We start from the raw sequence: 26,679 nt of genomic DNA, 5'->3' as shown, positions 1-26,679 counted from the left end.
AAACTACCGGGTACCTTACGAGAATTAGAAAATGACGGAGGATCCAACAAAATCAGGTCGAAAAGATCGTCTCCTTCGCGAAGCCACTGCATGACATCCGCGCGCACAAGATGATTTCGGGTTTCGGCGAGGCCGTTATGAGCCAAGTTTTGCCCCAACCAACGGAGATAACTATTCGATAGGTCCACGCTGACCGTCTCGCGAGCACCCGCGAGTGCCGCATGCACCGTAGCCGAGCCGGTGTAACAGTATAGATTGAGGAATCGCAGACCCTTGGCTTCTTGCGCTATACGTAAACGTAATGGCCGATGATCCAGAAACAGGCCCGTATCCAGGTAGTCGTGGAGATTAACAAGAAGACAGGCATTACCCTCCCCAATCGAGATCATCTCACTCTCAGTACCACGCGCCTGATACTGTGATTTACCGCGCTGACGTTCTCGCTGTTTGAACACAATTTTGTCCGCGGGGACGCCGCTTGCGGCAGGCAACGCAAGACGAATGTCGTTAAGTCGCTGAGCAGCGCCTTCCTCGCTCACTTGAGCAGGCGCCTTGTATTCCGCCACATGCAGCCAGTCACCATAGCGATCAACCGCGACCGCATATTCCGGAATATCGGCATCGTAAAGCCGGAAGCATTCGTTACCGCTGCGCTTGAGCCAGGAAGCCAGTTTGCGCTGATTTTTGCGCACGCGATTGGCAAACATCTCCGCGCCGGGACTCAGAGTTTGGTCGCCTGCTGGCTCCACCGTCGTAGACGCATTCGCAGAGGTCTTAGCGCCATCATCCGCCAGACGGTTTCCCTCTAGGTCAATGAGTAATAGCGTGACGGGTAAACGACCGTTAAACAGCTGATATTGTCGGTAACTTCGCAGACCCAAAGATCGACCATGCTCCCTGTCCCCGGCAAGGATTGCCGCCTGCCAGCCCGGGAACTCCCTGTGCATCAACTCTCCCAAGTGCCGGTAAAGCCGCGGCAGGCTGTCTTTACTTCCAATGCGCTCGCCATAGGGTGGATTAGTAATCAGTAGTCCCTTCGGCAAAGCGATGTGCGTCGGCTTTCGAACCTCGCCCAGCGCTTTTACGCTGACGCGAACCCACTTGCCCAAGCCCGCCGCCGCGATGTTCTCCTGGGCACTTCGGATCACCCGGGGGTCTGCGTCATAACCGCGAATCTCCGGAAGTCCGGCACTAAGTCCACGCTCGGCCCTCCCACGAGCTTCGCTGTGAATAGCATCCCACTGCGTCCGGTCATGCCCCCGCCAGGCCATAAACCCAAATCGCTCTCGCCCTAAAGCGGGCGCCTGATCCGCGGCCATCTGCGCTCCCTCGAGTAAGAGCGTCGCCGAGCCACACATGGGATCTACCAGCGCCGCGCCCTCGGAAAGCAGTCGAGGCCAGTCCGCTCTGAGCAACAGAGCCGCCGCGAGATTTTCCTTGAGCGGTGCTTCCCCCGCAGAGCGACGATAGCCGCGGCGATGCAAGCTCTCACCCACCATATCCAAGGCGACGTCGACGCGATCACGCTGCAGTCGAACAACAATCTGAAGGTCCGGCGCGTCAGGACTGACTCTTGGCGGGGATTCTCCTGCTTCGCGAAAGGCGTCTACGATAGCGTCCTTGCTGCGCTGAGCACCAAACCGCGTGTTTCTTATATCCCCGTTTGTACCGTGAAAATTAACAGCAAAGCTACAATCCTCGCCGATAAGTTCCGGCCAGGGCAAAGCTAGCAGGCTTGCATACAAGTCGTTGGCATCACGGGCAGCGCCGCTCCCGATGGGTAATAAGACTCGGGTGGCTATCCTTGACCACAGACAGGCGCGATACATGACCGCCCGCGAGCCCGAGAAACTCACGCCTGCCTGCTGCTCCTGAATATCCGTCGCACCCAGATCTTCGAGCTCTTTGGCGAGTATGGGCGGAAGCGCACGAGGACAGGTGGCGAGCCACTGCCTAGGAGTATCAGCTATCACTGTTGCGGGGCTTCACTTTGCGCACCACGGGTTTGGCTGGAGCCGAGGCCGGGGACGCAGATTTAGGACTGGTTTTGGCGCGCGACTTCGTAGCGCGGCGCTTGGCAGCAGGCCTGGATTTGGGTTTGGACTTCCTGGTAGCAGCTCTACGCGGAGCCTTCTTCACCGCTGCTTCACGTTGCATAACATCCACAACCAGCTGGGTTGAGGAATCCATATACTCAACAAAACGCTGGTAGCCTTCATCATCTAGGTCTCTGAGGAAATCGTGCTGGCGATAAAGATTGACAAAACGCCGTTCCCGCTCGAAGTTGCGCGGTAGTGCCATCACGCCCCACTGCTCCAAAGTCGCCTCCAGCTGTGGGTTGTAACTGCGTAAAAACTTGATCAAGAAAGGTACGGGGTCGTGACGGGCGAGCAGCGAGGCGGTGCGTAACATCACCTCAAGCGGAAGAATAGACTCGCCTCGTTCCACCCCGGCAAGCACGGCTTCGTCACTCAACTCCAGACTCTCGGACAGCTCCGAAATAGTCAGGCCTGCCGTTTCCCGGGCATCGCGTAAAAAATGCCCAGCCTCGGCCATTGCCTCCAGACGCTCGGGAGAAGCGCCGTTGAGCAGAAGATCGCGCACCCAGGAGTCACCAAACATGGCGCTCATGGTGGCCACATCGACAGCAAGATCGAGGGTGCCGCCGGCAACTTTGCCCGCTCGCTTGATCAGCGTATCAATCAAGGAGGAACGCGGCGTATCAAAACCCGATTCGGATCGATCACCCGCTGGGTCGCCATCATTGTCAGCGCTATTTCTGGATTCGTTTGTCACGGTAACAGCATAACGCAGGGGCCACGGAGTCCCTAGCTGTTGGGCGGAAGCTGTCCGCCCGTTTCAAGGGCATTAATACGTGTCAATATTTGCCGCCATTGCGCGTAGCGGTCCTGGACACTCCCGTTTAAACGAAAGACGCCGTCATCAACTTCCAGTACGGTCTCCAAAGACTCTCCGGAAAACCCCTTCACCAGCTCTCGCAGGTCTTCTTCCTGGATCTTCACTTTGCGGTAGCTACCATAGACCTGCTGCATCGCAGCATAAGATCCTCGCCGCGCATTGGACTTGCGCTCGGACGCGCTGCTTCGATAGTCATCCCCGAAGCGCTGCAATTCATAGTTGTACTCCCGCCAAAGCGCATAGCTGTCCTCAACTTCGCTGCGCAATTCGCTGTATTGCTCATCCACAGAGTCAATGAACAAATCGTCCTGCCGTCGGACTCGAGCCAGACGCCGCAGCATAGGATCCCCATCGGCAGGGAAACTTACCAGGGAATAAAGCCCTTGATCCGACTTCGTTACAAAACGGTCGAAAGTCGCAGGAGACAGAGTTCCCGCAAAGCGCATGAGCGCCAAACGCTGAAGCGTCCGGCGATGTTCATCGCTCATCGCCTTGGATATAGCGAGGAGGTCATTGCTTATCGCTCGGTAGATATCGGCAAACGGCTCATCACCAGTTTTAACCGGATAATCTGCGCTCAAGGCCTCATCGCGATAGATGCGGTCAAGGAGCAAGCTCCCGTCCGCTGCCCGCAACCGAATCTGCAACTCTAACACCGCGCCATCGGCTCTCAGTATTTCTCCACCGAGCATGAGCGGCATAAAAACATCGCTCGAATGTACGACGCGCACCACACCCCAGGCTCCGCTCTCTTCCAGAAATCCAGAAAGCGTCACGGGGATCAACAGCGATTCGGCCTTACGCACGGTGGGAAACACCCGGGTGCCCTGCTGACGGTTTTCGAGGCCCTGGTCAAAGACGGCGATCCCCAAATCCAGAGCCATAGCAGACGGCGTTACTCTCTGCTGCTGCACAGACCCCACCGGGGGCGCCAAAGGCTCAGGCTCTGGCGGTGCCTCGGGAACACCACGATTACCGCTGCAGGCCTGCAGCAGCAGGCTCAGAAGTAACGACGCTGCGAAAACCGGGCGCACTATTTGGCTTCCGTGGTACATACCCGGCCTCTTGTTAGGGTTTCGGTGCAGCGATAACCGCTGCTGCCGGGGGTATAGCGACGGTAGACTCTTCGTAGGGAGAAGGGCTCTGACACACCACGGTTGTACAAACTGGTAACGATACCGAGAGAGTCACCAGACCCCGCTACGGACAAGCGATGCACAATGTCCAGGCCGTCAGGCAGGCGAATCTGAAACACCAGTTGTTGTCCGTCCCAAAAACAGCGCTCACTGCCCAAACCGTAATCGACCTGCACCGGCGCGTCTGGTCCATAGTCACAGCTCAAGGAGAAGTTGCCCTCTCGCTCGACCCGAATGGCAATACGACTTTGCTCAATTTCCAGAAGCTGAGACTCCGTAATCATTTCTGCCATTTGCGCCATAGCCAAGAGCCTTTCCTGGGAAGACGTGGGCGGGGTGCCCACGGTGTTACGACTCCGTTCGTTGGAATTGCGAGCAGCCTGCGCCCGCAATCCGCGCATCATGGAATTAAATTGGGCCTGAATATTGTCACTGCGCGCGTAATCCAGCTCCCAGTTTCCAGACATATCCACAGGGTCTGAAGCCACCTCCTGCTGCACGGGCTCACTCGCACAGGCAACAATGAGCAGCAGCGAATGCAGAACAAAAAGGCGCCAGGCGCGATAAATCGTTAAGCGAAACATGTAAATCCGGAGTGTCGAAGGGCGATGACTCTCGCACGCGGCGAGAGAATGCAGATGCTGACACAGGCACCTCGTATCAACAAGGGCAACGGTGCCTCCCGAGGCACACAAAGGTATACTCCCGCCGCGCCGGATTCACCGGCGCATCGCCACTAACAACCCTCTCCAGCGAAGGAAGTACTACCGTGACAGACAGCTTTTATCCTCCTCAACGCACGCTCATGGGACCCGGGCCATCGGACGTGGCTCCTCGCGTGCTGGCTGCACTGGCTCGTCCCACCATTGGACATTTGGATCCACTGTTCGTGTCCCTAATGGACGATATCAAGGGGCTGCTTCAGTATGCCTTTCAAACAAACAACGAACTGACGCTGCCCGTTTCAGCCCCGGGTTCGGCCGGGATGGAAGCCTGTTTCGTAAATCTTCTGTCGCCCGGCGACACCGTAATCGTTTGCCAGAACGGCGTTTTCGGCGGGCGCATGCGCGAGAACGTCGAGCGCTGTGGTGCCACAGCTGTCATGGTAGAAGATGACTGGGGTAAACCCGTAGATCCGGAAAAAGTGGAAGCCGCATTCAAGAACAACCCCGACGCCTCGGTACTTGCCTTCGTCCACGCCGAGACCTCCACGGGCACTCGAAGCGACGCTGCTACGCTTTGCAAACTGGCGCGAGACCATGACGCGCTGATTATCATGGACACCGTCACATCACTGGGCGGCATTGAACTTAAGGTCGATGACTGGGGCGCAGATGCCGTGTACTCCGGCTCGCAAAAATGTCTTTCCTGTGTGCCTGGCATCTCGCCCGTGACCTTCAGTCCCCGCGCGGTAGAACGCATTCAGGCGCGGCAACACAAAGTGCAGAGCTGGTTTCTGGATATGCAACTGGTTATGGGCTACTGGGGCGGTGACAGCAAGCGGGCCTATCACCATACGGCGCCAGTAAATACGCTCTATGCTCTGCACGAGACCCTGATAATACTGCAGCGAGAGGGCCTGGAGAATGCCATTAACCGGCATCGCAGAAACCATGAGGCACTGGTCGCAGGACTCGAAGCTATGGGACTTAACATGGCCGTGGATAAAGCGTGGCGTTTACCCCAGCTCAACTCTGTCTGTATTCCCGACGGCGTCGACGACGCGAGAGTACGCAGCCGTCTGTTAAATGATTTTGATCTGGAGATAGGTGCTGGGCTGGGTGCTTTGGCGGGTAAGACCTGGCGCATCGGCCTCATGGGACATGCCAGCCGCGAGCGCAATGTAATCCTCTGTCTTAACGCGCTGGAAACCGCGCTGAAAGCGGAGCACCACAAGCTGGAAAGCGGGGCCGCGATACAGGCGGCGACAGACTTCTATCAGTCGGCAGCCTCTGGACAAACAAGCTAGCGCTACCCTAAAGCGGAAGCCCCTTAATCATTTTCCACAGCCGGCTAACGGTATCAGGCCCCCGCTCCCGGCTCACAAGATAGTCCACGTGACGACTGTTCTGAGCACGAGGGTCCAGTTGGATACTCCACAGGGGACGAATTTCGTTGGGCAGTAGTGAATAGCGAATATCAATAATCCGGTTCGGAAAACGAGGATCTGCCGCCAGATAATCCATGCTGAACCAACGAAAACGCTCTACATCCTGCGCCTGAAGAGAGTTTCGGTTTAACCAGGGAAAGTCTCTGGCAAGATCCAGCACGGGGACCGTTGAGCCTGGATAGATCACTGCGTCACCGCCCAGGCGCACCGCGTCTACGTAGTACTGATCTTGCTCGCGATAGATAGTCTTCCACAGCAGGAGATTGGCAAAGCTCGGTTTTGCCTCCACCACGGCGGGCGAATGCCCGCGACTTGCGGCCAACTGCCTGCCCATATCCTGCGCAGCGTCCCTCGCCAGCACCCCCATGGACAGATAAGCCACCACCCAGCTCATGCCCACCACCGCAGGCCAACGACGACGAAAAATCCGCGCAGCCAGAACCAGCAGAAGCAGCGGCAGGGTCAACAGAGGGTCAATAATCGATACGTTGTTCCAGGCAAAGCGCTGATCTGAAAAGGGCCAGAAAAGTAGCGTGCCGTAGCTGGTGCAGGCATCGAGCAGCGCGTGGGTAGCGTAGCCCAGCGCCGAATAGAGATAAATCTCCTGCCAGGGCCATTGCTGTCTTCTACCCCATAACCCCCAAAGAGCCAGCGTTACCAGTGCCGCGCCCATGGGAATGAAAATCAGTGAGTGCGTGAACTGCCGGTGGTATTCCAAAAACAGGAGTGGGTCATCCGCTGAACGAATCACCACATCAAGATCAGGGGCCATTCCTCCGGCGACACCACAGAGCATAGCGAGCCCCGCACGCGCAGGCCGCGCAACAGACTGGGGAAGCGCTGCCCCTAGAGTGCCCTGGGTTACCGGGTCCATAGACTACTCACCTAACCACTCTCAACAGGGTAACCACCTTAAAAACACGCTCCTCAGTCGACATCAAATCGGTAGTAAAGATCGAAAGAGCTCTCTAAACGACTAACTACCTCTAACCAAAGCCGTGACCGCAAATACAATCTGGCCGTGAGCGCATTCACCGGCTCATAGATACCGACGCCATAGCTAAGGTACAGCCGCTCGCCTACGTAGGCACTAATGGTCGCCGCCATATCTTTATCGCTACCCTCGGCACCCAGTGCTACGCCGGACAATCCGGGAATCGAGTTAAGGGACTCCAAAGCGCCAGACTGATTAATCGCCGAGGCCCCCAGCGATAAGGCCATAGCCGTACCATCTACAGATGCTCCAGCATCAGGCCCACGGCCCCTTAAGAGATACGAGAGGGTGTCGCGCTCAGACCTTACGGGGTCCGAAAATATTTCGAACACCGGTTCTTCGAGGCTCCCACGAATATGAAAACCGACACGCAGGTCCTCCGCGCGTATGCGTCGCTCGGCACTGAGGTTAAGTGCGGGGTTAAGGGGTTCACCCACAAAACCAACACTTCCTTCTGTGAGACGCAGAACCTGTCCATAGGCACGCAACTCTCCGCCGAGCACCCTGAGGTCGCCGTATAGCGCAGTGGGCACTTCCGGCTGCATGCTGACACTCAGATCACCCGACAAAGTCGCTTCCAGCTCTTTTGAGCGAACCGTAAACCCCGGCTCTATCAACGCACTGATATCAACGTAAGTATCAAAACGGCGCGGTGGCGACTGCGGAAGATCGATACGATAAAAGTCATCGGACAGAGCAATTGCGGTGTCGCCGGGGCCTGAGTGTTGGAACACACCCTCATGAACGGTGAGCTGCCCTCCCACATTCAGGCTCTGCTCATTAAGGACGAGACTTAAGCTTGGAGACAAGCTTGCCTCCAGACCTACAACCGGCAACTCCAGCTGATTTCGAACGCCTTCCAGCTTGGCGCTCAATGCACCTCCATCACAACACAGCCCGGTAAGGGTCAGCGGCGCACCACCCAGCATGGCTTCGCCATCGAGGGCAAAACCTTCGCCCGTCGCATCGAGTATCACATGCACCCTTGATAGTGCCGTCTCAATTGTCGGATGCGCCACAGACGCTCCATCAAGCACCAGTTTCCCAAATAGCCTGGGAGCGCTCCGTGACCCGGACAAGCGCATATCCGCATTGACAAGACCACTACTGAATCTCCACGCTGGCAGCAAGTCATTCAGGGACCTTAGATCCACGGCACTGGCATAGAGCGAACCCACAAGATCCTGCCCTTGTTCACTAAGCTCAAGACGAAGCGCTCCAAGCTGTTCGGACAGGACATCCAGAGCAAGGCTCTTTGTGTCGCCGCGCAGATAGCCACTGGCTCGGGCCTGCTCCCAGCGAATAGGCTCCGCGGTTCCCTCGTAGAGGTAGGGATCAAGCGAAAGATGATCGAAGTCCACATCAAAGGTGGCGTCCGTAAGAGCGCCGTCAAGCCAGGCAAGCTTAAGTGTCCCGGCACCTTCTGCATGAGCCAAGAAAGGCTTCTCCGATATAGCGGACTGAAGTTCCTCCTCGATCTCAACCGCCAAGCTCAGCGCGCCGCTTTGGCCTAGTTGCGCACTGTCGCTGCAGATAGAGTTGAGGCGCCAGTGAAGGCAGAACGACTGCAGACCAATGGACGCCGATTCAGAGCTCCATTCTCCCGTAACGGGAAGCTCGGAACGTATCGCTTCGTCTTGGAGGTACACCAAAAAAGGCTGAAGCGTAAACTTGGCGCCGCCGTCAATCTGTTCTAGCGCCAGCCCCAGGTCCCCTCGCAGATCCCCTTCACTTCTTAGAGTTAACTCAGTGACATCGCCAGGGGTTATCTGCACCTCAAGAGCCGTGATGCCCGTCTCTTCGCCGGGCAGACCCTGAGGAAAAGAAACAGACGCGGGGGTTCCGGGTGGTCCGGTTCGCACATAGGAAAATGGCAAGGTATTGCGCGTTCCCGAAATCGTACCCACGGGGAGCACCGGGACTTCGCTCGCCCGTAGATTCCCTGAAAGGGACCATTCGCTATCGCCCTCTCGCACATTAAGGTCCTGCAAGGTGACCGCAAAACTGCCGAGGGGATCGCCAAGCAATAGTGACGCCTGCCCCGAGCCGGTGACAGCTATCTTCGGTTGTTCCGGTTTCAAAGGCACAACAAAGCTGTTTGCCTCAAAGCGCAATTCAGGTTTCAGCGAAGCGACTTCACCGAGTGTTCCAGAGGCCGACAGTATCGGGGCTGAAGGCTCACCCAAAGTCCCCTCAGTCAGCCGCCAAACTCCCGAGTCCTGCCTGAGACTTAAACGCACCCCGAGAGGTGCTTCGGCAAAGCCGGAGACTTGTTGACCCAGGGACAGCTGCAGGTTTTCGGGGTCTTCCAGACTCAGGTCAAAGTTCAGAGGGCCTGCTGCGCGAATAGCGGGGTGAACATTCAGCTCGGGCACGATATCTGGCAGCCCCATCAGCGAGCCCGTCGCCCTTGTCAATTCTCCCGACACCCGCTCAATGTCCATTGTTAACGCTGGAACTCCCGCAGAGGCACGAATCGACCCTGCAAGGGATTCAAGGTCTCCGCTGAAATCCAGAGCGTAATTTGGAGTAAGACCCTCTGGCCAGGCCTCGATAGCACGAGGCTCTGCAGAAACATCCATTGCCCACTCCCAGTGACCATCTCTACCCAGAAGTCCGCGACCCTCCCACTGCCCCAGGCGATGTTTGCCGGAAAACCTCTCTATGACTGCGGTACTGGCACCAAGACTTCCCGAGAGCAGAAGGTTACTTATGGCCTCGTCAACTGCGTTATTGTGCAATTGAAGCTCTCCAACGTTTAACACTGAGAGCTTCATCAGCACTGGAGACCAGGGCAGCGGCGCCGTAAACGACGAGTCATCACTCACCGTCGTTTCCAGCGCCTCGACAGCAATTTGGTCTACCGAGGCTTCCTCTATGCACAGCGTGCTTTGCCAGACACAGCCCCAGGCAATGCTGACGCTTAAATTCTCCAGCGTGATCGAGAAGCTCGCGTCTTTGTAGTGCAGCGAAGCCAAAGAAAAGCCGCCCCAAAGAGACCCCTCAGGACTGTGCGTCTGCAGGGGCAACCGGTCCTGAAGAGCATTAAGAGTCCAGTTCAGCCCGGCATTACTCGCCACAAGCCAGACGGGTGCCAAAGGAATAAGCAGCAATACCAGGAAGGCGAAGTAACGGATCACGCGACGCCTCAAAACTCAGCACCGATGTTTACGTGCACTCGCCATGATCCGCCGCTCTCGGATACCGGGTTCGCCAGCTCAAAACGCAGGGCACCAACGGGAGACAGATAGTGCACCCCAATTCCGACGCCAACGTTGTTATTGAAATCACCACTGTCAAAAGCATCCCCCGCATCTATAAAAACCGCGGCGCGCCACCGCTCGTTGATATAGCGCTGAAGCTCCAGTGAGCCCGTTAACAGACGTGTGCCCCCCACCACTAAACGATCATCCTTAGACCGGTCTTGAGTCAGGTTGCCGCCACCGACTTCGCGTCCCAGGGATTGGTATGCAAAGCCGCGGATACTGTTGTCACCGCCGGCGAAAAAAGCCAGCGACGGCGGAAGGTCATCCGCCTCATCAGAGCTCGTCCACAGCGCCCCGGCCTCGATCCTCCCCACTACACGCCAACGCTCTCCCAGGGTTCTCAAACCAGTAACACTGCCGTAAAGCCTCAGCAGATCCTCGTCTGAACCCAGTTCCGCGGATCCGCCCTCCAGACTGTAGAACTGACTAACGCCACGATTGGGATCAACCGCGTTGCCTCTTCGATAGCGAGACGAAACACTGGCACCCGCAAGCAAAAAGCTGGCATCAAAGTCATCACTGAAAACGCCCCAGCGTTCATCCAATGCGCGAACTTGCAGACTGCGCACCGTCCCCGCTTTTGTGCGCTCCCTGCGTACGCGAAACTCCTGTTGCCGGCTCTCCAGATCTCCAAACTCGTTATCCTCCAGTTTTCCAATCAATTGGAGAACATCATTCGCAGGATCATCCAGAGGAATGCTGTAGGTCACTCGCGCCTGAGGATTCACCGGCGACCAACGCAACACGGATTCCTGACTATGGCCCCAGCGATTGAGTCGCGGGCTTTGCCAGGTGAGGGATAAACGCTGTCGGGTATCGGTACTAAAACCTACCCCTACCTCGTAGCTATGACCTGCAGCTGCAGTGATGGCGACGTTTATAGGTACCTCGGGAAAGCTACGATGAGCTAAGTCTGGCAATACCGTGACACTGCCGAAGTAGCCGAGACGCAGGAGCCGCTGACGAAGATCAAGGAGTGACTTTTGCTCATAGGGCGAGCCTGGCGTAAAAGGCAACAAACGCTCGAGAAGCTCCCTGTCGATGACCGTCTCATCCGCGGCGATGGTGCCAAACCGATAACGACCTTGCGTATCAAAAATCAGCGACAGAGTCGCGCGCTTCTGGCCAACATCCAGCTCTACCCGACCCTCGACAACCGCCGCGTCAAAATACCCCCGGCGACGGGCAAGCTGCAGTAACTCTTGCTTGAGCGCCTCGTAGCGACCATGGTGAAGGGGGTCGCCCACTTTCGGTGATCGAGAATTAATAATGTCGGCAAAACTGGAATCACCCTGCCCCTCGCCCAGAATCTGTACCGAAACAGCGGTGTAGCGTAAGGGATCACCCGGCTCAACACTGATGCTCGCGATCCAGGGTGTGTCGCTGCGATCGACCTCGAGTTCTATTTCTGGCTCATAGAAGCCCAAAGCCTCGAGAGCTTCCCCCGTGCGCCCAACTGCCGTACTGAGAAATCGATTTACCGAGGCCTCGTCCTTGGGGGATTCACCCAGGTAAGCACGAATGTTCTCTCTGGATTCTTTACTGACGCCCTCAATGCGATAGCGCAAGCTACCGGTGACTTCTGGCACGGGAGCAGCGGTTACGGCGGCAGCAGTCTCGACAGCTTGTTTCTGTGCATCAACGGCCTCAGCAACGGCCTCAGCAACAAAGAGTGTCAGAAAAGCAAAAAGCAGCTTGCGCAGCATCGTATTCATGCGCAGCAATCAACCGGCGCTCGCGCTACCCCACACGTTAAAACCGGCGAAGCGCGGCGTGCCCGGAAGATACATGCTCTCTCTATCTTCACTATGAAAGCCGCCTTCAGATAGCAACGCGGGAATATCCCGATTGAGATGACAACCACCGGCAATGGCGCCCCAGGGTCGGTCCAGACGGTTTTGCCAGCGACGAACGCTCTCATCGGGTGCCCGGCCGTGCTCTGCGTAGTACATCGTTCCTTCTGGGCGCAGCACTCGCGCCATGCCTTTGAGCGCGGCCACCGGATCGGGAATCGTGCATAAACTGTAGGTCATAACAATAGTATCTACGCTGTTCTCGGCCAGAGGAATCTGCTCTCCGGGCAAACCAATAAACTCAATGGGAAAACCAATATCCTTTGCCCTTGACGCAGCGAGCTCCCAAGACGCCTCTGAGGGGTCCAGACCAATAAGCTTCTCCACCTGATCGCTATTGTAGTAAGGGAGGTTGAGACCCGTGCCAATGCCAATTTCAAGCACGGTGCCTTGTGCTCGCGGCACGACTTTCTCTCGCTGCTTCATAATGGGCTTGCTGCCGCAGGCGCAGTTTATGAAGTGCGGCAACACGTGCCGGTCATAGAAACCCATAAGTTTTATCCACGTTTATCGAGATTGTTCTGAGGCCGGCATTATAAGCTGACGGGGGCATAGATGGGCTCCACAGAAATTCACCGTGCACGAGAGTGAATCGAGCCTCGACAGCGGCGCACGCATGTAGCAGGATTCGTCCTCAGCTACGAAGGCCCAGTCCACTATGAATCTTCATATCATCACCACCGGCGGCACCATCGATAAGATCTACTTCGATGCCAAGAGCGACTATCAGGTCGGCGAGCCGGTTATCGGTGAGTTATTGGACAGCATGGGTGCCGGATTTCCCTATACCGTCGAGTCTGCCATGCGCAAAGACAGCCTCGATCTTACCGAAGAAGATCGAATGCTCATTCGCCGCAGTGTTGAACGCTGCGCGGAGCGAAAGGTACTCGTCACCCACGGCACTGATGGCATGGTACGCACCGGGCAAGCACTCAAGGACATCCCCGGCAAAACCATCGTCCTTACTGGAGCACTGCAGCCTGCGGCCTTTAAGGGCTCAGATGCCATCTTCAATATCGGCTGTGCGATCGGGGCCTTGCAGGCGGCCGTTCCTGGGGTCTACATCGCAATGAACGGTCGGCTCTTCGAGATAGATAATGTCCGCAAAAACCTCGAAAAAAATCGCTTCGAGCCAACGGCGCCTGAATAGAATCACGCGTGCACTCGGGACGCCCGGCTACTCATCCGTCTCCATAGTGGCTCATACATATAAGCAGCTTGTTTAAGCGACTTCGGATAACTCAAATCGATTGAGACCGTCTACGTGAACAACTTCGGCCTTATGACCGACGCAGTTAACAGAGACAAGCGTTTCCATAAGCCTTTGATCATCACTTGTCGCAACACAGCGACGTCCATCCGCTAATCTGCCTACGGCTATCGCGCGCTCTGGCTGTCCTTTTGCGTAAGACACTGTGTGTGCTTCGATAACAAAGCTGCCCGTAGCCTCGTCAACCAGCGCCGGCAGCGGTACCGCATCGACTGCTGTCTGGACACTCTCATCGTCGCCGGGCTCCCAGGCTTGCGGTCCGGTATCCCGGGCATACACTCCCACCGCATGTTTGGTTAGATAGCCTCCGTTAGCCCACACCAGGCCAGCGCCATGCTCTGTCTCACGAAGGTGGTCGACCATCGCCGCTATGGCATGCAAGCTGTAGTTATTCCCGGGGCCACCAAACAGGCTTAGGCCTCCGGTTACGGTCACGCCCCGGGGATCATCGAGCGCTAAGCCCAGCGCATCACAGCCCGCCTGTACCGCCGACGGAAAGCAGCTGTACAGGTCAAAATGTGTCAACTCATCCAGTGACAAACCACTTTGCTTCAGCGCAGCATCACAGGCAGCCACGAGAGCAGGAGATTCATGCAGGCTCGCCCGCTGACTTAGATACCAACTGTCATGAGCACTGGCAGCACCTCTGAGGTAAATCCACTGTCGGGAATCAACACCCAGTTCCTTCGCTTTGCCCACGGTAGTAAGAATGACTGCAGACGCCTGATCCACCGTCAGTACCGCGTTCATAATTTTCGTGTACGGGTAACTGATCATGCGGTTGCCCGATTCTGTCGACAACACCTGATCTGCGGTCAATTGCTGCGTTTTCCAGGCATAGGGATTCCGTTGAGCAATAGCACTCATGTCGGACAGCAATTGTCCCAGGACCGCCTGATGCTCGGCCGTTGTCAGCCCCTTGGCATGTGCCAGTGCAGACTCAAACAAGGGATAAGCATTGATCGGTTCGTATAGGCCATGGGCCTGTTCTGTCGCCGCGGTCATCACCGGCGTCTCCCCTATCTGAATAGCGGTATCGTCTTCACCGGTGCCCCAATCCGGAAAAGGCTGACCACTGCGCACAGCGCCCAAAAACGTAGCGAGAAGCTCTACACCGCAAAGCAATACAACGCCGCCATCACCGCGGCTTAGACGCCCTGCAAATTCGTTCAGGAGCTGTTGAGGCAGGTTTCCCCCGACATCAGAAGTGTACTGCGTCGCACTGATCCCCAGTCGCTTAGCCAGGGCCAAGCCAGGGTTGACCGGCATCGCGTCCGCGAGCCCGGGCACCTGATTCATCAAAAAAGGAACATGAACAATGCTGTCGACCGCATCGATAAGCCGCTCCGAGCCCGTATCCGATAGCGCTTTGCTAGCGACGGCCTGCAACGCGTCAATGGGGGTGCGCGCAACATCCGTTTCACGCCAGACCGCTTGTCCAACGCCAACGATAATGGGCTGCAAATCACTGTTCATTACATAGTCTCCAAAGCTTAAGGCGCGGGTTTATAACACAGGAAAAGCCAGAACACAGGGTGGCAATACATCATCAGACGACCGTAAAATTTATTCATGCTCGCCGATCGCTCACAAACTCCCGGAGTCTGCGCTGTACGCACAAATGCGGCATGGGTGATCCTGCTTAGCTCACTAACGCTAAGCTCAGTGCTATGCAGCAGTAAGGCATCTGCGTGGGGCGCTATGGGGCACGAAATCGCCGCACGGCTTGCTGAACCCTACCTGAGTCCGAGCGCGCGTAAGGCGGTGGAGGCACTCCTGGGCAAGGAAACTCTCGCCTCTGCTTCGACCTGGGCTGACCGCATGCGCAGCGATCCATCCACGTTCTGGCAAGAGGAAGCCGGCCCCTATCACTACGTCACCGTACCGGACGGGCGCCGTTATCAGGAAGTCGGCCCGCCGCCGCAGGGTGATGCCGCCACGGCACTGGCTCAATTCGCGCTGGACTTACAGGACCCCAATGTTTCCCGAGAGCGTAAACGTTTAGCGCTGCGCTTCGCCGTACACATCGTTCAGGACCTGCAGCAACCTCTGCACGTGGGCAATGGACGCGATCGTGGTGGCAACCAGATCTCCGTAATGATGGACGGCAGTAGAGTTAATCTACATCGCGTTTGGGATGCTCTGTTACTGGAGAGTCGACAACGCACGCAAGATGAGTGGCTGAGCTATTTTCGAAATAGCGCATTGCTCAGGCAGCCTGAAAAAAGAGACGCTGACCCTTTAGTTTGGATTGCGGAGAGCGCGGCCCTGCGCGAGTCGCTTTATCCCGTGCCCGCCACGATCAACGCGGCCTATCTGCGTCGAGAGCTCCCTCGCGCCGAGGCGCGCCTGGCACAGGCAGGCATTCGCACAGCCGCCTGGCTCAACGCGACACTTGAGGAAGACAGCGACTCAAAGGAAGGCTCAACACTCGAGATAACACCCTCTACTTCACCGAAGAAAAGTTGGTGGCGACGCATTTTGGACGGTAGTTTCCGCTAAGCGGCGCTCGCTGTTAAAACAGCTCTTCCAGAAAGTTGCTGATGGCAATGCTGGACCGCGCATCTGCTACGGGACTGTAGACAGTGCCCATTTCCGGGTTATTAGCCTGGGGGTTGGTAAACGCATGCAGCGTGCGCCCATAGGCATGCACTTGCCAATCCGCCTGGGCGTTACTCAACTCTGTGGCAAGCCCCAGCATACTTTCGGGATCCGCCATGGGGTCATCATAGCCATGCAGGCAAAGTACCTTCGCTGAAATCTTCTGGCCATCCACATTGCCGGCAGGCATGAACAATCCGTGAATCGAAATCACACCAGCGATCTCAGTGCCAATCCTTGCGAGGTCCAGTACACAAAGTCCGCCAAAACAGTAGCCCATAGCAGCGCATTGAGAGGCATCTACCGCCTCCAGACCCTGAGCCATCGACAGCGCCGCCTGTATGCGCGACTGTAGTTCGCTTCGATTCTCTACCAACGGCGTCATCAGCGCCGTATTCTCTTCCGGGGAAGAGCCCCGCACGCCCTTGCCATACATATCGATAGCAACACCGACATAGCCCTGCCCGGCAAGCCATCTTGCTTTGTCATCCTCAAACTCGCTGCGCCCACCCCAGGCATGCGCCACCAGAACACCAGGGCGGGGTTCCGAGTACGCGTCATCCCAGGCCACGAACGCCTGGTGGGTCGCGCCATTCACATCGTAATCAAGATAGGTGCTCTGAATTGCCATGAGAGTTGCTCCGATAAATTACAAAAATAGAAGGTGAAAACCCTTAGCCGAGTTGCCTGCGGGTAACGCGGATCATAGGCCGGCCATCGTGCTTCGTCAGACCATGAAGCTCAATACCACTGTCTGCGTGGTAAAGGTTCAAAAGAAAATCCAAAACGTCTGCATTAATGAGCTGACCCGGAACAAGCACGGGAATTCCGGGTGGATAGGGAACAAGCTGGTCTGCGCTCACTCTGCCAACAAGCGCCTTATTGACCCCATGGCTGGCATCGCTAAGAGGCAATTCCTCGCTCTCTCCAAAGTAGGCTTCCCGCGGGCTTATCTGAATATCCCCAAGAGCGGGAAGCACGCTGGGAGGCAATGACTGAACGGGCTTTTCGGGTATGTCGCGGGCCAGGCTTCGCAGTGCATTAAGTAGGCGCAGCACTTTGCTTTGCGTGGTACCCAGGGTAACCAGCACAGAAAGCGTATTGTGTGTAATTTTCTCGACCTGAATCGAATACTTTTCATACAGCAATTTTTGCAGTTCTCTCGCTGTGCATCCCGCGCGGCTCACGTCGATAGTGAGCTTGGTGGGATCCAGGCGCAGACCATCATGAGCGACCTCATCGGGAAGCATGTCCTCAAGCTCCAGCACCCGAAACCTCTCAGTGTCCGCTATGCCCTCACGAAGCTCTCGAGCATAAGCAATGCAACGATCCAGTCGTAAGAAGCCCTCCATACTCATTTGCTTGCGGGCGACATCCAGGCTCGCGATGAGGCCGTACTGGGGGCTCGTTGAGGTATGCATATTCAGGTGCTCCCTGAACCGGCCCTCATTAAACTCGGGATCCGCGACATGAATCATACTTGCCTGAGAAAATGCGGAGAGCATCTTATGGGTGCTTTGGGTGACATAGTCCGCGCCGCACTCGAGGGCACAAGGCCGTAAGCGGGGATGAAAATAACCGTGGGCATACCAGGCCTCATCCACGAGAACTTTCATTCCTGCAGCATGGGCACGACTGATTATCGGTTCAAGATCGTAATAAAAACCATCATAGCTCGAGGACGTCAGCACCAGTAAACGTGCATCCGGATGGGCAGCAATGGCGTGATAAATACTCTCTTTACTCACCGGACCGTAAAGGCCATAGGCTTCATTAACGCTGGCAGGCAGGTAAACCGGATCGACTCCGGACATGATCGCCGCGTGGTGAACGGACTTGTGACAGGCCTGATCAACCAGCATTTTACCGGCGTTACCCAGCATGTGCTGCACGATCACCTTGTTGGCCATGGACGTGCCATTAGTTACAAAGAATGTGTGCTTGGCACCGAAAGCGTCCGCAGCAAGATCCTGGGCCGCATGAATAACGTGTGAGGGATCCAGCAAGGAATCCAGTTCCTGCACCGACACCGACAGATCAGCATTAAAGACATGTTCGCCCATCATGCGGTAAAAGTCCGCGACCCAGGGACTTTCGCGCAAGCCGTCGCCACTGGAGTGCCCGGGGGTATGCCAGGCATCGCGGGCGCCCTCCACGTACTCCCGAAGCGTATCGGCAAAGGGGGTGCTCGCGCGTTTTGCTATAGCTCGGCGCAAACGCCGCAAAAGAATCTCTGCGCGGGTGTCATCTCTATCGACGAGTTCGCTGCCATCCTCAACCGGCGTTTGGTCTGGCGATACCGCAATAAAAATGTCGAGTTCGCTGCGGATTTTGCGCAGCTCTGAGGCCACATTCGCTGCTTCCGACAGCTTTGCTCCGTCAAGCACAACACACTGCAGGGCCCCATCTGTCATCGCCTGCTGCAACAGCTCCTCGGCGGTGGACGTACTGCTTATACTGAGTACGCAGCGCCGCTGATCTTCGCTATCTGCAGACTCCAGCTCTGTGAGGCGCTGGCAAAGAGAATCTCGCCAGAATTGATCAACGCTGAGTATGCATGCATGGCAATCTGGTAGCAGCTGATCAGTCACCGGCGTCCCTTGCTCCGGCGACTTGTCCGCCTTCCTCAGAGTAAGCCGATGGATCAATGCGACGCATTTCGGCCTCTATCCAGGATTCAAGCTGCTTCATCAATGCCTCGGGGTCACCCCCCGCGGCAGATATAGGTGTACCAATCGATACGTCAATTTTGCCGGGGATAAAGGAAAACGATCGCCGTGGCCAGCATTGACCGGAACTCACAGCGATGGGTATCAAGAGAGCCTCGGTGGCGACTCCCAAGCGACTCGCTCCGCTTTTGTAGTTACCCTGCCCGCCCCGCTCGCTTCGAGTGCCTTCGGGAAACATGATGATCCATCGTCCACGATCCATAAGCTCCACCCCGAACTGTGCAACTTTGTTCCAGGCTTCGGATCGCTTGCTGCGGTCAATGGGCACCATTTCAAGACGCGCCATGCACCATCCAAAAATGGGAATACGCAGAAGTTCTTTTTTAAACACATAGGCAAGATTGTGGGGCATCATGCTGGGAAAAAAGAAAGTCTCCCAGGTCGACTGGTGTTTCGAGACCAGAATGACACGCCGCATATCATCGGGCCCCGGCAGGTTTTCCTCTCCGTGAAGCTCATAGTCCACACGTCCTACCCAACGAGCAGCAACGACTACGCCTCTCAGCCAGGGCCTCGCGAACCAGCGCCACAGATTGCCCGAAGACAGGAACAGCGAACAAATCACCAGACCCAGGCCAACGGGGATGATGCTGACTACCATCCATGCGAAAACCAGTGAGGAGCGCAGAGCATTCATGCGGCCTGCTCTACATCGGTGGACGTCACGCTATCGAGAAACTCAGCCATATTCGCGTAGGCTTCTTCCGCCTCCTCTAACTCCGGTGTAAACATTTGCCAAACGTGAACCATGTCGGGCCAGGTCTGGAGCACCACGGGCGACTCTGCCGCCTGGGCTTTTGCGACATAACGTCGAGCATCATCGAGGAGCATTTCAGAGTCACTGGCGTGCACAAGAATCGGCGGTAAATCTGCCAGCGAGCCACGCAGTGGTGATATTCGTGGATCACTTGGAAGCATTCGAGACGTCGCCCAGGTGTACCAAAGAAGAAAAATACCCGGCACTTTCGTCAACGCACCAAAAGCAGGTCCAAGCATGGCATCACTGGCCACGTTGCTCCGTAAACTCGGCGCATCCAAAACAGCATCTGTCGCCGGTGACAGGGCTATTCCGGCGTCGGCCTGACGCAGACCCTGGTCTCTGACCCAGGCGAGCAACGACAAAGTGAGGTTTCCACCCGCCGAGTCCCCTGCGACCACCAGCGTTTGCGCAGGTGACCGGCCGTCGGGGCCATTTTCAAGAATCCAGCGATAAGCCCGCCGGCAATCATCAATGCCTTCAATGCGTTTGTGTTCCGGCATCAGTCGATAATCAACGGCGAAGACTGATGCGCCAGTGAGACGCGCCAGCCTGTCTGTGATGGTGCGGTGACTGAGCGGACTGCCCGCGATAAAAGCTCCACCGTGTATGTAGAGAATCCTTCGTCCGCTAACGAGATTAGGCGCGAGCACCCATTCGCCGCGCAGATCGGACGTCGACAGCGGCAAAAACTCACTCTCGTACTCTCGCTCGGCACCCATTTTGTCCATAAACCCGCGAATCGCATGTATGCGCTGGCGACCCCGACCGTGGGAGCCCTCCCCAAACTCGCTCAGCGAGGCAAGCACCGACTGCATGGCGTCACTGGGTGCCCGATACTGATGCTTGGGAACAGGCTGATCAAGATAGGATAGATCCTCACCACGAAGGACAAGATAGGAAAACAATACGAAGGCCACGATGGTGATAACAAGCCAAAACATAGATCTCACTCCGAGAGGTCATTTACGCCGTATGATTATCCCAGATACCGGTAGTCCTGAACCACCAAATCCGGCGCTATAATGACCTTCATGCACTTTATTGCTCATGATGGCAGCTAATACTCACGCTCAAGGCTCTTGATGACTGAAAAGGATAAGAAAGCTAAGCCCAAGCTTGGCGTGAAGTCCAAAGCGGCGATTCGCCGTGAGCTGGAGCAGGCGACCCAAAAGTTCCTGCAAGTTGGCGGACAGGTCGATAATGTCCCTCGAGGGGCCACTGCCTGGGAGCCCGGTATGCGACCACCCCCTTCTCGTCCTCTGTTCACAGAGCCCCCCAGCGAGCGTACACCGGTGCCCGAGGTCGTCGCCACCATCGAAGCGCGCCGGGAGTCGCTCAAGGAGTCGCGCAAGCCGAGCCGAAAGCCGGGACAAAAACGCTCGAGAAAACAGGTGATCTACGACGACTTCGGTGAGCCCTTGCGCCACGTTTGGGTTGAAGATTAGGCCGCTGCAACCGTTGCTAAAGTGAACTAAGGGCCCGCGAAGTGCGTAAGCTCTGCAACAGTTTCAAGAGTTCACCCGTACCATGATCAGTCTTAAGGAAACCATTCGCGTCGAGCGCACAGTCGAAGAGTGCTTCGATTACGTTGCCGATTTTCGCACCACCCCCGAATGGGACGCTACCGCCTACAAAGCCAGGAAACTCAGCGAAGGACCCGTGGGAATTGGCTCACGCTTTGCTGTGCGCTGCCGTCTGCCCCTGGGCTCCATTGAGCTTCTCTACACAATCACTGAGTTCGAGCCTTCGAACCTCGTCACGCTGCAGGCAGATAGCTGGTTATTCTCCGCTGTGGACACCATCTATTTTGCACAGGAAGATGGCCAGACGCGCATCGACTACCACGCGGATTTCAGCTACAAAATGCCTTTCGCAGCGCTCGAGGGTGCCCTCGAAAGCGGCATGCTACGCATGGGCAAAATTGCCCTTCGTGGGCTCCAGCGGGCTTTGGACGACGACAATGCAGCGCCGCAAATCTCCTCTGGCAGCGCCACGGCTGATCGCTTGCTCTGGCCCGGGCTCGCCATGTTCAGCAAGTGGGGTTACCGACGAGGACAAAAAAACTGGCAGCCTATGAGTGCCTCGTTAAGAGGTAAAACCATGATTGTTACCGGCGCAAGCTCAGGATTGGGCTTGGCCACGGCCCGGGAGCTAGCCCAGCGCGGTGCCGAGCTAATATTGGTTATGCGCAACCCACAACGCGCCGAAGCGGTTGTGAACGAGCTGCAAGCAGAGACGGGTAACACAGCTATCCGACATGAACTCGCGGACCTGTCGATCATGGCAGACGTAGACGCTCTGGCCGACCGGTTGCTTAAAAATGGCAAGCCTATCGATGTGTTGGTGAACAATGCGGGCGCCTTGTTCAATGACTGGAACACAACCTCCGAAGGACTCGAGCAAAGTTTCGCTTTATTACTCCTGAGCCCCTGGCGGCTAACCCGCGCCCTGCACCCGCTCCTGAAGGCCGCGGGAGATTCCCGAGTCGTCAACGTGGTGTCCGGAGGCATGTACTCGCAACGGCTGAGCGTCGACCGTCTGGAAGCGATTCCAGAGAATTATGCTGGCGCTACAGCCTATGCCCGCTGCAAGCGTGCTCTCACCGTAGTCACCGAAGAGTGGGCCGAGAGTTGGGCCGACGATGGCATCGTAGTCAACGCGATGCATCCTGGCTGGGCGGATACGCCGGGAGTTGAATCTGCGCTACCTGCGTTTCACACCCTCACCCGCCTCATTTTGCGCACCCCCGAAGAGGGAGCAGACACCATCGTCTGGCTGGCGGCGGCATCAGAAGCCGGTGGTGTGAGCGGCAAGCTCTTTCTCGATCGGGAGCCTCGCACAACTCACCTGCTCTCTCGAACCCGCGAAGACGCCGCGGAGCGAGAAAAGCTCATGGCGTTTATGGAAGGTTTCGACCTGCAATCAAGCATTGCTGCTTAAGGCAGAGTCCCTCCAACACAGAGCAAGGGTGCTGATACAAGCGAGCAGACGTCGACAGGGTTAACTGACGACGTCTGGGCGGCGCATGCACTCTATCGGAACGCTATCAGCGCCAGCATGCCGTAGGCGACCACCAGCACGAGGGCGATAAGGCCTGCCGTTTTCCAGGTCATCTAAGCAGCCGCCCCTATTGCGGTACGGTCAACCAATAGCTCCGCAAGGGCAGCACGATGCCAAGCGGCATCACCCCACAGAAGCTGGCTGTGTTTTTGGCGTTTGAAATACAGATGCACATAGCATTCCCAGGTAAAGCCAATGCCGCCGTGCATTTGTACAGTTCTCCCAGATGCAAAAGCCGCTGTATCACTTGCAGAAGACTTCGCCATGTGCGCCAGCTCCCGAGCGCGCTCGGGTTCGTGATCGAGAGCGCACGCCGCGTTGTATAACAGCGACTTACTTTCATCGATAGCGGTCATGACATTAACCAGATCGTGCTTCACCGCCTGAAAAAAGCCCAGAGAACGGTCAAACTGTTTGCGCTGCTGCGCATACTCCACCGTTGTTTGTAACAGCCATTCCGCTGCGCCAACCATGTCCGCGCTACTCAACATCCAAATCGTCGGCTGCGCAGTCTCCCAGGCGACCGCTGCGTCCGTATCGATGCGCTGCGCAGTCACGCCGCTAAAGCTCAACCTTGCCTGGTCTCGGGTCAGATCAATGATTGCATCCTGCGTAACTGCAACGCCCGCCTCGCTCATGCTCACCCAAAACAGTGCGGGAACGTCGCCGTCTCGGCCAACAACCAGAACGTGATCACACTTACCGGCATCTTGTACAAAGTACGCAGTGCCTTCGAGCTTGCCGTCAATAACCTGCACAGCGCCGGGGCTTGCGCTTCCCGACGCGTCCATCACCGCGATCGTTGCGGCACAGCCTTCTGCAATAGCCGTCAATGCAGGTTCGCCCGCATCACCGCATGCCGTAAGCACGGCTGTGGCTTGCAGAGTACTGAGCAATGGAGAGGGAAATGCGGCGCGACCGCTCTCCTCGAGCAGCGCCGCCACCGCCACCCACGGCAGTCCGACACCGCCGGCACTTTCCGGCACCGCTAATGCGGTCCAGCCAAGCGCCACCATTTCATCCCACAACTCCTTTCGCCATTTCACTTCGGGGGCACGCTCGGGAACATAAGCATCAGCCACCAAAGCATGCAGCTGATCGACGGGCAGCTTCTCTGCAAAAAAACGACGAGCGCCGTCTTTAAGCATGCCCGCCTCTTCTTCAAATCCATAATTCTTAGGTTGAGCCACTTTAATCTCCTCTTAACAGCCCAACGGCCTACTTAGACTTGGCAAGTCCCAGGACTCGTTCGCCCAGAATATTGCGTTGAATTTCGCTGGTACCCGCGGCGATGGTCATGCCGTAAGAATTCATGTACGCGAGAGGCCATTGCCCCCCGACAGGCGCATTGTCATCTGCCAGATAGAGACTCGCCGCAGGACCTTCCACCTCTAAAGCCAGCGCGGCGGTATCCTGCGCGATCTCCGATGCAAGCAATTTGTTCTGCAGGGGTAAGCGCATGGGATGATCTGTCAGTGCAGGAACCCGGGCGCGACGCTGATGTTCTTTGAGTGCTTCTTCCCGAATCAGCTGTCTAACCATCCGGTCTCTGAGTAACGGGTCCTCAGCAGCCGTCTGGCCACCTCTCTCGGTGTTGCTGGCTAACTCCATCACACTGCGCGCACTGATCGACAGGGAACTTTTGCTCTTCAGCCCCCCTGCTCGTGGAGTCACCAACTCCCCCGCCCCACGCTCATGGAGTAGCGTCGTCATCGCCACCTGCCATCCCTTGCCAAGCTCATCCAGACGGTATCTGTCATCCACTTCCAGATTCTCAAACAGCACTTCATTAAAACCGGTTTCCCCGGTCATTTTTATCAGCGGTCGCACGGTTACGCCCTTACCAAGCGCCGAAGCTATAGGCACCACAAAGTAGGACAAACCTTCGTATTTGTGACCCTTGTCCGTGCGTAGCAGAATGATCATCCACTGTGCAAAATGCGCCAGACTCGTCCAGACCTTATGGCCGTTGATCACCCATTTATCACCTTTGCGCTCGGCAAAGGTTTGCACGCTGGCCAGATCAGAGCCCGCACCGGGCTCACTAAACCCCTGACACCAGATATCTTCACCGGAGAACAATCGGGGTAACAAACGCTGTTTTAACTCCTCGTTTGCATGGTAGAAAACCGTGGGCGCGGCCATCCCCAGGCCTATTACGTTGGGATAAAACGGAGTTCGCGCGGCAACGAGCTCTTCGTTAGCCACCCGCTGGCAATCAGTCCGGCCGTGGCCGCCAACCTCCACGGGATAATCACAACCTACAAGACCCGCGTCGTAGGCCGCTTTCTGCCACCGCTGAAGATACTCCATCTGTTCAACCGTCATAATCTCCAGGGGCGACAGTGGCAAACGGACCGTAGGGTCGCCGGGATGATTGTCTGCAATCCAAGTCTTGCAGTACTGGCGAAACTCCGCCTGCTCTGCCGTGTCTTTACGTTCACCATCTGACATCTGTGTATCCTCGTGCGATCAGTTCGTTATCTATGTTATGCGGGCCGGGTAATCGGCCTTTAGTTTCTGTAGTCCAGGGCTGGCGCGCGGTCACCCAGCAGCGCTTCATACTCAAAGTCATCCCCTCGACGCTCTTCGAACTCCGCTCTCGCCGCATCGCGCAGGGCCTTATCGGTATAAATCTTTACCGCAGCGCTGCTTAGCGCTCGGGCGGCAAGATCGGCACCACGAAATCCCACGGATGAGCCGGCTGCCGCGACCGCCTGCCAGCTGTGACCGGCGGTTCCGGGGACGTAGGTGGCTGTGCTGAGTCCTACAGTCGGCACCGCGATGGACACATCCCCCACGTCGGTAGATCCGTAGCCCAGGGACATCCCATAGGGCTGAATTTCTTGCTCAGATCCTAATGCGCGCCTGGGGTCATCAAAGCTCTTATAAATATCTTTGGCAAAGCGCTCTTCTTCAGCGTTGTAGTTGATGCCACCGAGGTCACGCATGGTGGCATCCATCATTTTGTGCAGGGTTTCGTTGACCAGCACTGGATGGTTGCCATGAATAATCTCCACCTCCAGCTCCGTACCCGTTCCTTCTGCCGCTCCACTGGCTGCCGCCTCAAGACGCTTCCAGAGGGAGCGCACGGTCTTGGCCTCGGGATGGCGCAGGTAGTAAAAAACTTCTGCGTAGTCGGGCACGACATTGGGAGCGTTACCCCCCGATGTGATGACGTAGTGAATACGGGTCTGCTGCGGCACATGTTCGCGCATCATATTGACCATGTAGTTCATCGCTTCTACACCATCGAGCGCAGATCGACCGCGCTCCGGTGCTCCGGCTGCGTGAGCAGATACGCCTCTAAAGCGAAACTTTGCAGATCGATTAGCCAGGGTTGTCTGAGCCGCGGCTGAGTTGCGATCCGAGGGATGCCAATGCATTGCAAAGTCCACGTCATCAAACAGGCCCGCGCGAACCATATAGACTTTTCCGCTGCCGCCCTCTTCCGCTGGCGTGCCGTAGAAGCGAATCGTACCGGGCGTACCCGTGCTATCCAGCCATTCTTTGACCGCAATCGCCGCGGCGGCCGAACCCGCACCAAACAAGTTGTGTCCGCAGGCATGTCCCGCCCCTTTTTCTTCGATGGGACTGCGCTCTGGCACTGAGTCCTGGGTGATTCCAGGCAAAGCGTCAAACTCCCCCAGGATCGCCAGCACCGGGCCGCCATCGCCATAACTGGCGACAAACGCTGTGGGAATACCGGCGACGCCGCTCTCAACGGAGAAGCCGGCACCGGCTAATTGTTCCTGGAGCAGCGCACTACTGCGTGTCTCCTGATAACCGACTTCGGCAAACTCCCAAAGCGATCTCGCGGTTTGAGCCGTCTGTTCATAATTTGCATTGAGCCAGTCGAGGTGCGCTGATTCTTGGGCAGCAACTACACAGCTTGCTGATGTGAGTAATACACTCAGGGCTAAATTTCGCATCTGCATTCTCCGTCCAGATATTTTGCTGCAGCCTCTGCAGCTTAAATTG

The 26,679-nt window shown here is 56.7% G+C and carries 21 protein-coding genes; 5 read left to right on the top strand and 16 right to left on the bottom strand.

All coding sequences use genetic code 11. The features are described from left to right. The 4 genes from rlmKL to ACTG39_RS10110 all read right to left on the bottom strand — a co-directional run. A partial coding sequence (gene rlmKL / locus ACTG39_RS10125; protein WP_439107430.1) for a bifunctional 23S rRNA (guanine(2069)-N(7))-methyltransferase RlmK/23S rRNA (guanine(2445)-N(2))-methyltransferase RlmL occupies nt 1–1,973 on the bottom strand: 1,973 nt, incomplete at its 3' end. Then, entirely contained in the window at nt 1,963–2,796 is an 834-nt protein-coding gene (locus tag ACTG39_RS10120) for a helix-turn-helix domain-containing protein (RefSeq protein WP_439107429.1), read from the bottom strand. The genes rlmKL and ACTG39_RS10120, both read right to left, overlap by 11 nt. A 32-nt stretch (nt 2,797–2,828) precedes the next feature. Next, nucleotides 2,829–3,974, bottom strand: a complete 1,146-nt coding sequence (locus ACTG39_RS10115; protein ID WP_439107428.1) for a hypothetical protein — start codon at nt 3,972–3,974, stop codon at nt 2,829–2,831. Beyond that, entirely contained in the window at nt 3,953–4,639 is a 687-nt protein-coding gene (locus tag ACTG39_RS10110) for a hypothetical protein (RefSeq protein WP_439107427.1), read from the bottom strand. Before ACTG39_RS10110 ends, ACTG39_RS10115 begins: the two co-directional genes overlap by 22 nt. A 221-nt stretch (nt 4,640–4,860) precedes the next feature. On the opposite strand from ACTG39_RS10110, the gene ACTG39_RS10105 reads away from it, so the two are divergent. Further along, nucleotides 4,861–6,024, top strand: coding sequence for a pyridoxal-phosphate-dependent aminotransferase family protein (locus ACTG39_RS10105; RefSeq protein ID WP_439107431.1), 1,164 nt, complete (start codon nt 4,861–4,863; stop codon nt 6,022–6,024). Nucleotides 6,025–6,031: 7 nt separating this feature from the next. On the opposite strand, the gene ACTG39_RS10100 is transcribed toward ACTG39_RS10105, so the two are convergent. The 4 genes from ACTG39_RS10100 to ACTG39_RS10085 are packed head-to-tail and all read right to left on the bottom strand — an operon-like array spanning nt 6,032 to nt 12,770. After that, nucleotides 6,032–7,039: a metal-dependent hydrolase gene (locus ACTG39_RS10100; protein WP_439107426.1), complete on the bottom strand. Its 1,008-nt coding sequence runs from the start codon at nt 7,037–7,039 to the stop codon at nt 6,032–6,034. 53 nt (nt 7,040–7,092) lie between these two features. Continuing rightward, complete coding sequence (locus ACTG39_RS10095) at nt 7,093–10,299, bottom strand: translocation/assembly module TamB domain-containing protein (protein WP_439107424.1); 3,207 nt, start codon at nt 10,297–10,299, stop codon at nt 7,093–7,095. Between the two features lie 8 nt (nt 10,300–10,307). Beyond that, nucleotides 10,308–12,140 (bottom strand): autotransporter assembly complex protein TamA, encoded by a 1,833-nt coding sequence (locus ACTG39_RS10090; RefSeq protein ID WP_439107423.1) that lies wholly within the window; start codon nt 12,138–12,140, stop codon nt 10,308–10,310. 9 nt (nt 12,141–12,149) lie between these two features. Beyond that, entirely contained in the window at nt 12,150–12,770 is a 621-nt protein-coding gene (locus ACTG39_RS10085; RefSeq protein ID WP_439107422.1) for a class I SAM-dependent methyltransferase, read from the bottom strand. A 166-nt stretch (nt 12,771–12,936) separates the two neighbouring features. On the opposite strand from ACTG39_RS10085, the gene ACTG39_RS10080 reads away from it, so the two are divergent. Continuing rightward, the gene (locus ACTG39_RS10080) at nt 12,937–13,428 is read left to right on the top strand and encodes an asparaginase domain-containing protein (protein WP_439107421.1); all 492 of its coding nucleotides are present in this window, start codon (nt 12,937–12,939) and stop codon (nt 13,426–13,428) included. Between the two features lie 72 nt (nt 13,429–13,500). Here the strand turns inward: ACTG39_RS10080 and ACTG39_RS10075 are convergent, their stop codons facing one another. Continuing rightward, nucleotides 13,501–15,024, bottom strand: a complete 1,524-nt coding sequence (locus ACTG39_RS10075) for an acetyl-CoA acetyltransferase (RefSeq protein WP_439107420.1) — start codon at nt 15,022–15,024, stop codon at nt 13,501–13,503. Nucleotides 15,025–15,249: 225 nt separating this feature from the next. On the opposite strand from ACTG39_RS10075, the gene ACTG39_RS10070 reads away from it, so the two are divergent. Continuing rightward, nucleotides 15,250–16,050, top strand: a complete 801-nt coding sequence (locus ACTG39_RS10070; RefSeq protein WP_439107419.1) for a S1/P1 nuclease — start codon at nt 15,250–15,252, stop codon at nt 16,048–16,050. Between the two features lie 13 nt (nt 16,051–16,063). Here ACTG39_RS10070 and ACTG39_RS10065 read toward each other — a convergent pair whose 3' ends face one another. Genes ACTG39_RS10065 through ACTG39_RS10050 form a run of 4 tightly spaced genes read right to left on the bottom strand, consistent with a single transcriptional unit; the run spans nt 16,064 to nt 20,579 of the window. Further along, nucleotides 16,064–16,780, bottom strand: coding sequence for a dienelactone hydrolase family protein (locus ACTG39_RS10065; protein ID WP_439107418.1), 717 nt, complete (start codon nt 16,778–16,780; stop codon nt 16,064–16,066). Between the two features lie 43 nt (nt 16,781–16,823). Continuing rightward, the gene (locus ACTG39_RS10060; protein ID WP_439107417.1) at nt 16,824–18,740 is read right to left on the bottom strand and encodes an aminotransferase class I/II-fold pyridoxal phosphate-dependent enzyme; all 1,917 of its coding nucleotides are present in this window, start codon (nt 18,738–18,740) and stop codon (nt 16,824–16,826) included. Then, nucleotides 18,733–19,515, bottom strand: coding sequence for a lysophospholipid acyltransferase family protein (locus tag ACTG39_RS10055; protein ID WP_439107416.1), 783 nt, complete (start codon nt 19,513–19,515; stop codon nt 18,733–18,735). Before ACTG39_RS10055 ends, ACTG39_RS10060 begins: the two co-directional genes overlap by 8 nt. Further along, complete coding sequence (locus ACTG39_RS10050; protein WP_439107415.1) at nt 19,512–20,579, bottom strand: alpha/beta hydrolase; 1,068 nt, start codon at nt 20,577–20,579, stop codon at nt 19,512–19,514. The genes ACTG39_RS10055 and ACTG39_RS10050 overlap by 4 nt, the downstream gene beginning before the upstream one ends. Before the next feature lie 141 nt (nt 20,580–20,720). On the opposite strand from ACTG39_RS10050, the gene ACTG39_RS10045 reads away from it, so the two are divergent. Together ACTG39_RS10045 and ACTG39_RS10040 are read left to right on the top strand one after the other, a co-directional pair. Next, nucleotides 20,721–21,083, top strand: coding sequence for a hypothetical protein (locus ACTG39_RS10045; protein ID WP_439107414.1), 363 nt, complete (start codon nt 20,721–20,723; stop codon nt 21,081–21,083). Nucleotides 21,084–21,165: 82 nt separating this feature from the next. Then, nucleotides 21,166–22,578: an SDR family NAD(P)-dependent oxidoreductase gene (locus tag ACTG39_RS10040; RefSeq protein ID WP_439107413.1), complete on the top strand. Its 1,413-nt coding sequence runs from the start codon at nt 21,166–21,168 to the stop codon at nt 22,576–22,578. Nucleotides 22,579–22,751: 173 nt separating this feature from the next. On the opposite strand, the gene ACTG39_RS10035 is transcribed toward ACTG39_RS10040, so the two are convergent. Genes ACTG39_RS10035 through ACTG39_RS10025 form a run of 3 tightly spaced genes read right to left on the bottom strand, consistent with a single transcriptional unit; the run spans nt 22,752 to nt 26,630 of the window. Continuing rightward, nucleotides 22,752–23,888, bottom strand: a complete 1,137-nt coding sequence (locus ACTG39_RS10035; protein ID WP_439107412.1) for an acyl-CoA dehydrogenase family protein — start codon at nt 23,886–23,888, stop codon at nt 22,752–22,754. Nucleotides 23,889–23,916: 28 nt separating this feature from the next. Next, nucleotides 23,917–25,152: an acyl-CoA dehydrogenase family protein gene (locus ACTG39_RS10030; RefSeq protein ID WP_439107411.1), complete on the bottom strand. Its 1,236-nt coding sequence runs from the start codon at nt 25,150–25,152 to the stop codon at nt 23,917–23,919. 59 nt (nt 25,153–25,211) lie between these two features. Next, nucleotides 25,212–26,630 (bottom strand): amidohydrolase, encoded by a 1,419-nt coding sequence (locus ACTG39_RS10025; RefSeq protein ID WP_439107410.1) that lies wholly within the window; start codon nt 26,628–26,630, stop codon nt 25,212–25,214. Nucleotides 26,631–26,679: the final 49 nt, after the last annotated feature.

This window comes from Congregibacter sp. (genome assembly GCF_965662665.1).
GTDB lineage: Bacteria > Pseudomonadota > Gammaproteobacteria > Pseudomonadales > Halieaceae > Congregibacter.
This window is presented reverse-complemented; position numbering and strand designations above follow the sequence as displayed.

Coding starts and splice junctions, on each gene's coding strand:
- ACTG39_RS10115 (WP_439107428.1), bottom strand. CDS start 3,974: ATGTACCACGGAAGCCAAATAGTGCGCCCGGTTTTCGCAGCGTCGTTA.
- ACTG39_RS10110 (WP_439107427.1), bottom strand. CDS start 4,639: ATGTTTCGCTTAACGATTTATCGCGCCTGGCGCCTTTTTGTTCTGCAT.
- ACTG39_RS10105 (WP_439107431.1), top strand. CDS start 4,861: ATGGGACCCGGGCCATCGGACGTGGCTCCTCGCGTGCTGGCTGCACTG.
- ACTG39_RS10100 (WP_439107426.1), bottom strand. CDS start 7,039: ATGGACCCGGTAACCCAGGGCACTCTAGGGGCAGCGCTTCCCCAGTCT.
- ACTG39_RS10090 (WP_439107423.1), bottom strand. CDS start 12,140: ATGAATACGATGCTGCGCAAGCTGCTTTTTGCTTTTCTGACACTCTTT.
- ACTG39_RS10085 (WP_439107422.1), bottom strand. CDS start 12,770: ATGGGTTTCTATGACCGGCACGTGTTGCCGCACTTCATAAACTGCGCC.
- ACTG39_RS10080 (WP_439107421.1), top strand. CDS start 12,937: ATGAATCTTCATATCATCACCACCGGCGGCACCATCGATAAGATCTAC.
- ACTG39_RS10075 (WP_439107420.1), bottom strand. CDS start 15,024: ATGAACAGTGATTTGCAGCCCATTATCGTTGGCGTTGGACAAGCGGTC.
- ACTG39_RS10070 (WP_439107419.1), top strand. CDS start 15,250: ATGGGGCACGAAATCGCCGCACGGCTTGCTGAACCCTACCTGAGTCCG.
- ACTG39_RS10065 (WP_439107418.1), bottom strand. CDS start 16,780: ATGGCAATTCAGAGCACCTATCTTGATTACGATGTGAATGGCGCGACC.
- ACTG39_RS10055 (WP_439107416.1), bottom strand. CDS start 19,515: ATGAATGCTCTGCGCTCCTCACTGGTTTTCGCATGGATGGTAGTCAGC.
- ACTG39_RS10050 (WP_439107415.1), bottom strand. CDS start 20,579: ATGTTTTGGCTTGTTATCACCATCGTGGCCTTCGTATTGTTTTCCTAT.
- ACTG39_RS10045 (WP_439107414.1), top strand. CDS start 20,721: ATGACTGAAAAGGATAAGAAAGCTAAGCCCAAGCTTGGCGTGAAGTCC.
- ACTG39_RS10040 (WP_439107413.1), top strand. CDS start 21,166: ATGATCAGTCTTAAGGAAACCATTCGCGTCGAGCGCACAGTCGAAGAG.
- ACTG39_RS10030 (WP_439107411.1), bottom strand. CDS start 25,152: ATGTCAGATGGTGAACGTAAAGACACGGCAGAGCAGGCGGAGTTTCGC.
- ACTG39_RS10025 (WP_439107410.1), bottom strand. CDS start 26,630: ATGCGAAATTTAGCCCTGAGTGTATTACTCACATCAGCAAGCTGTGTA.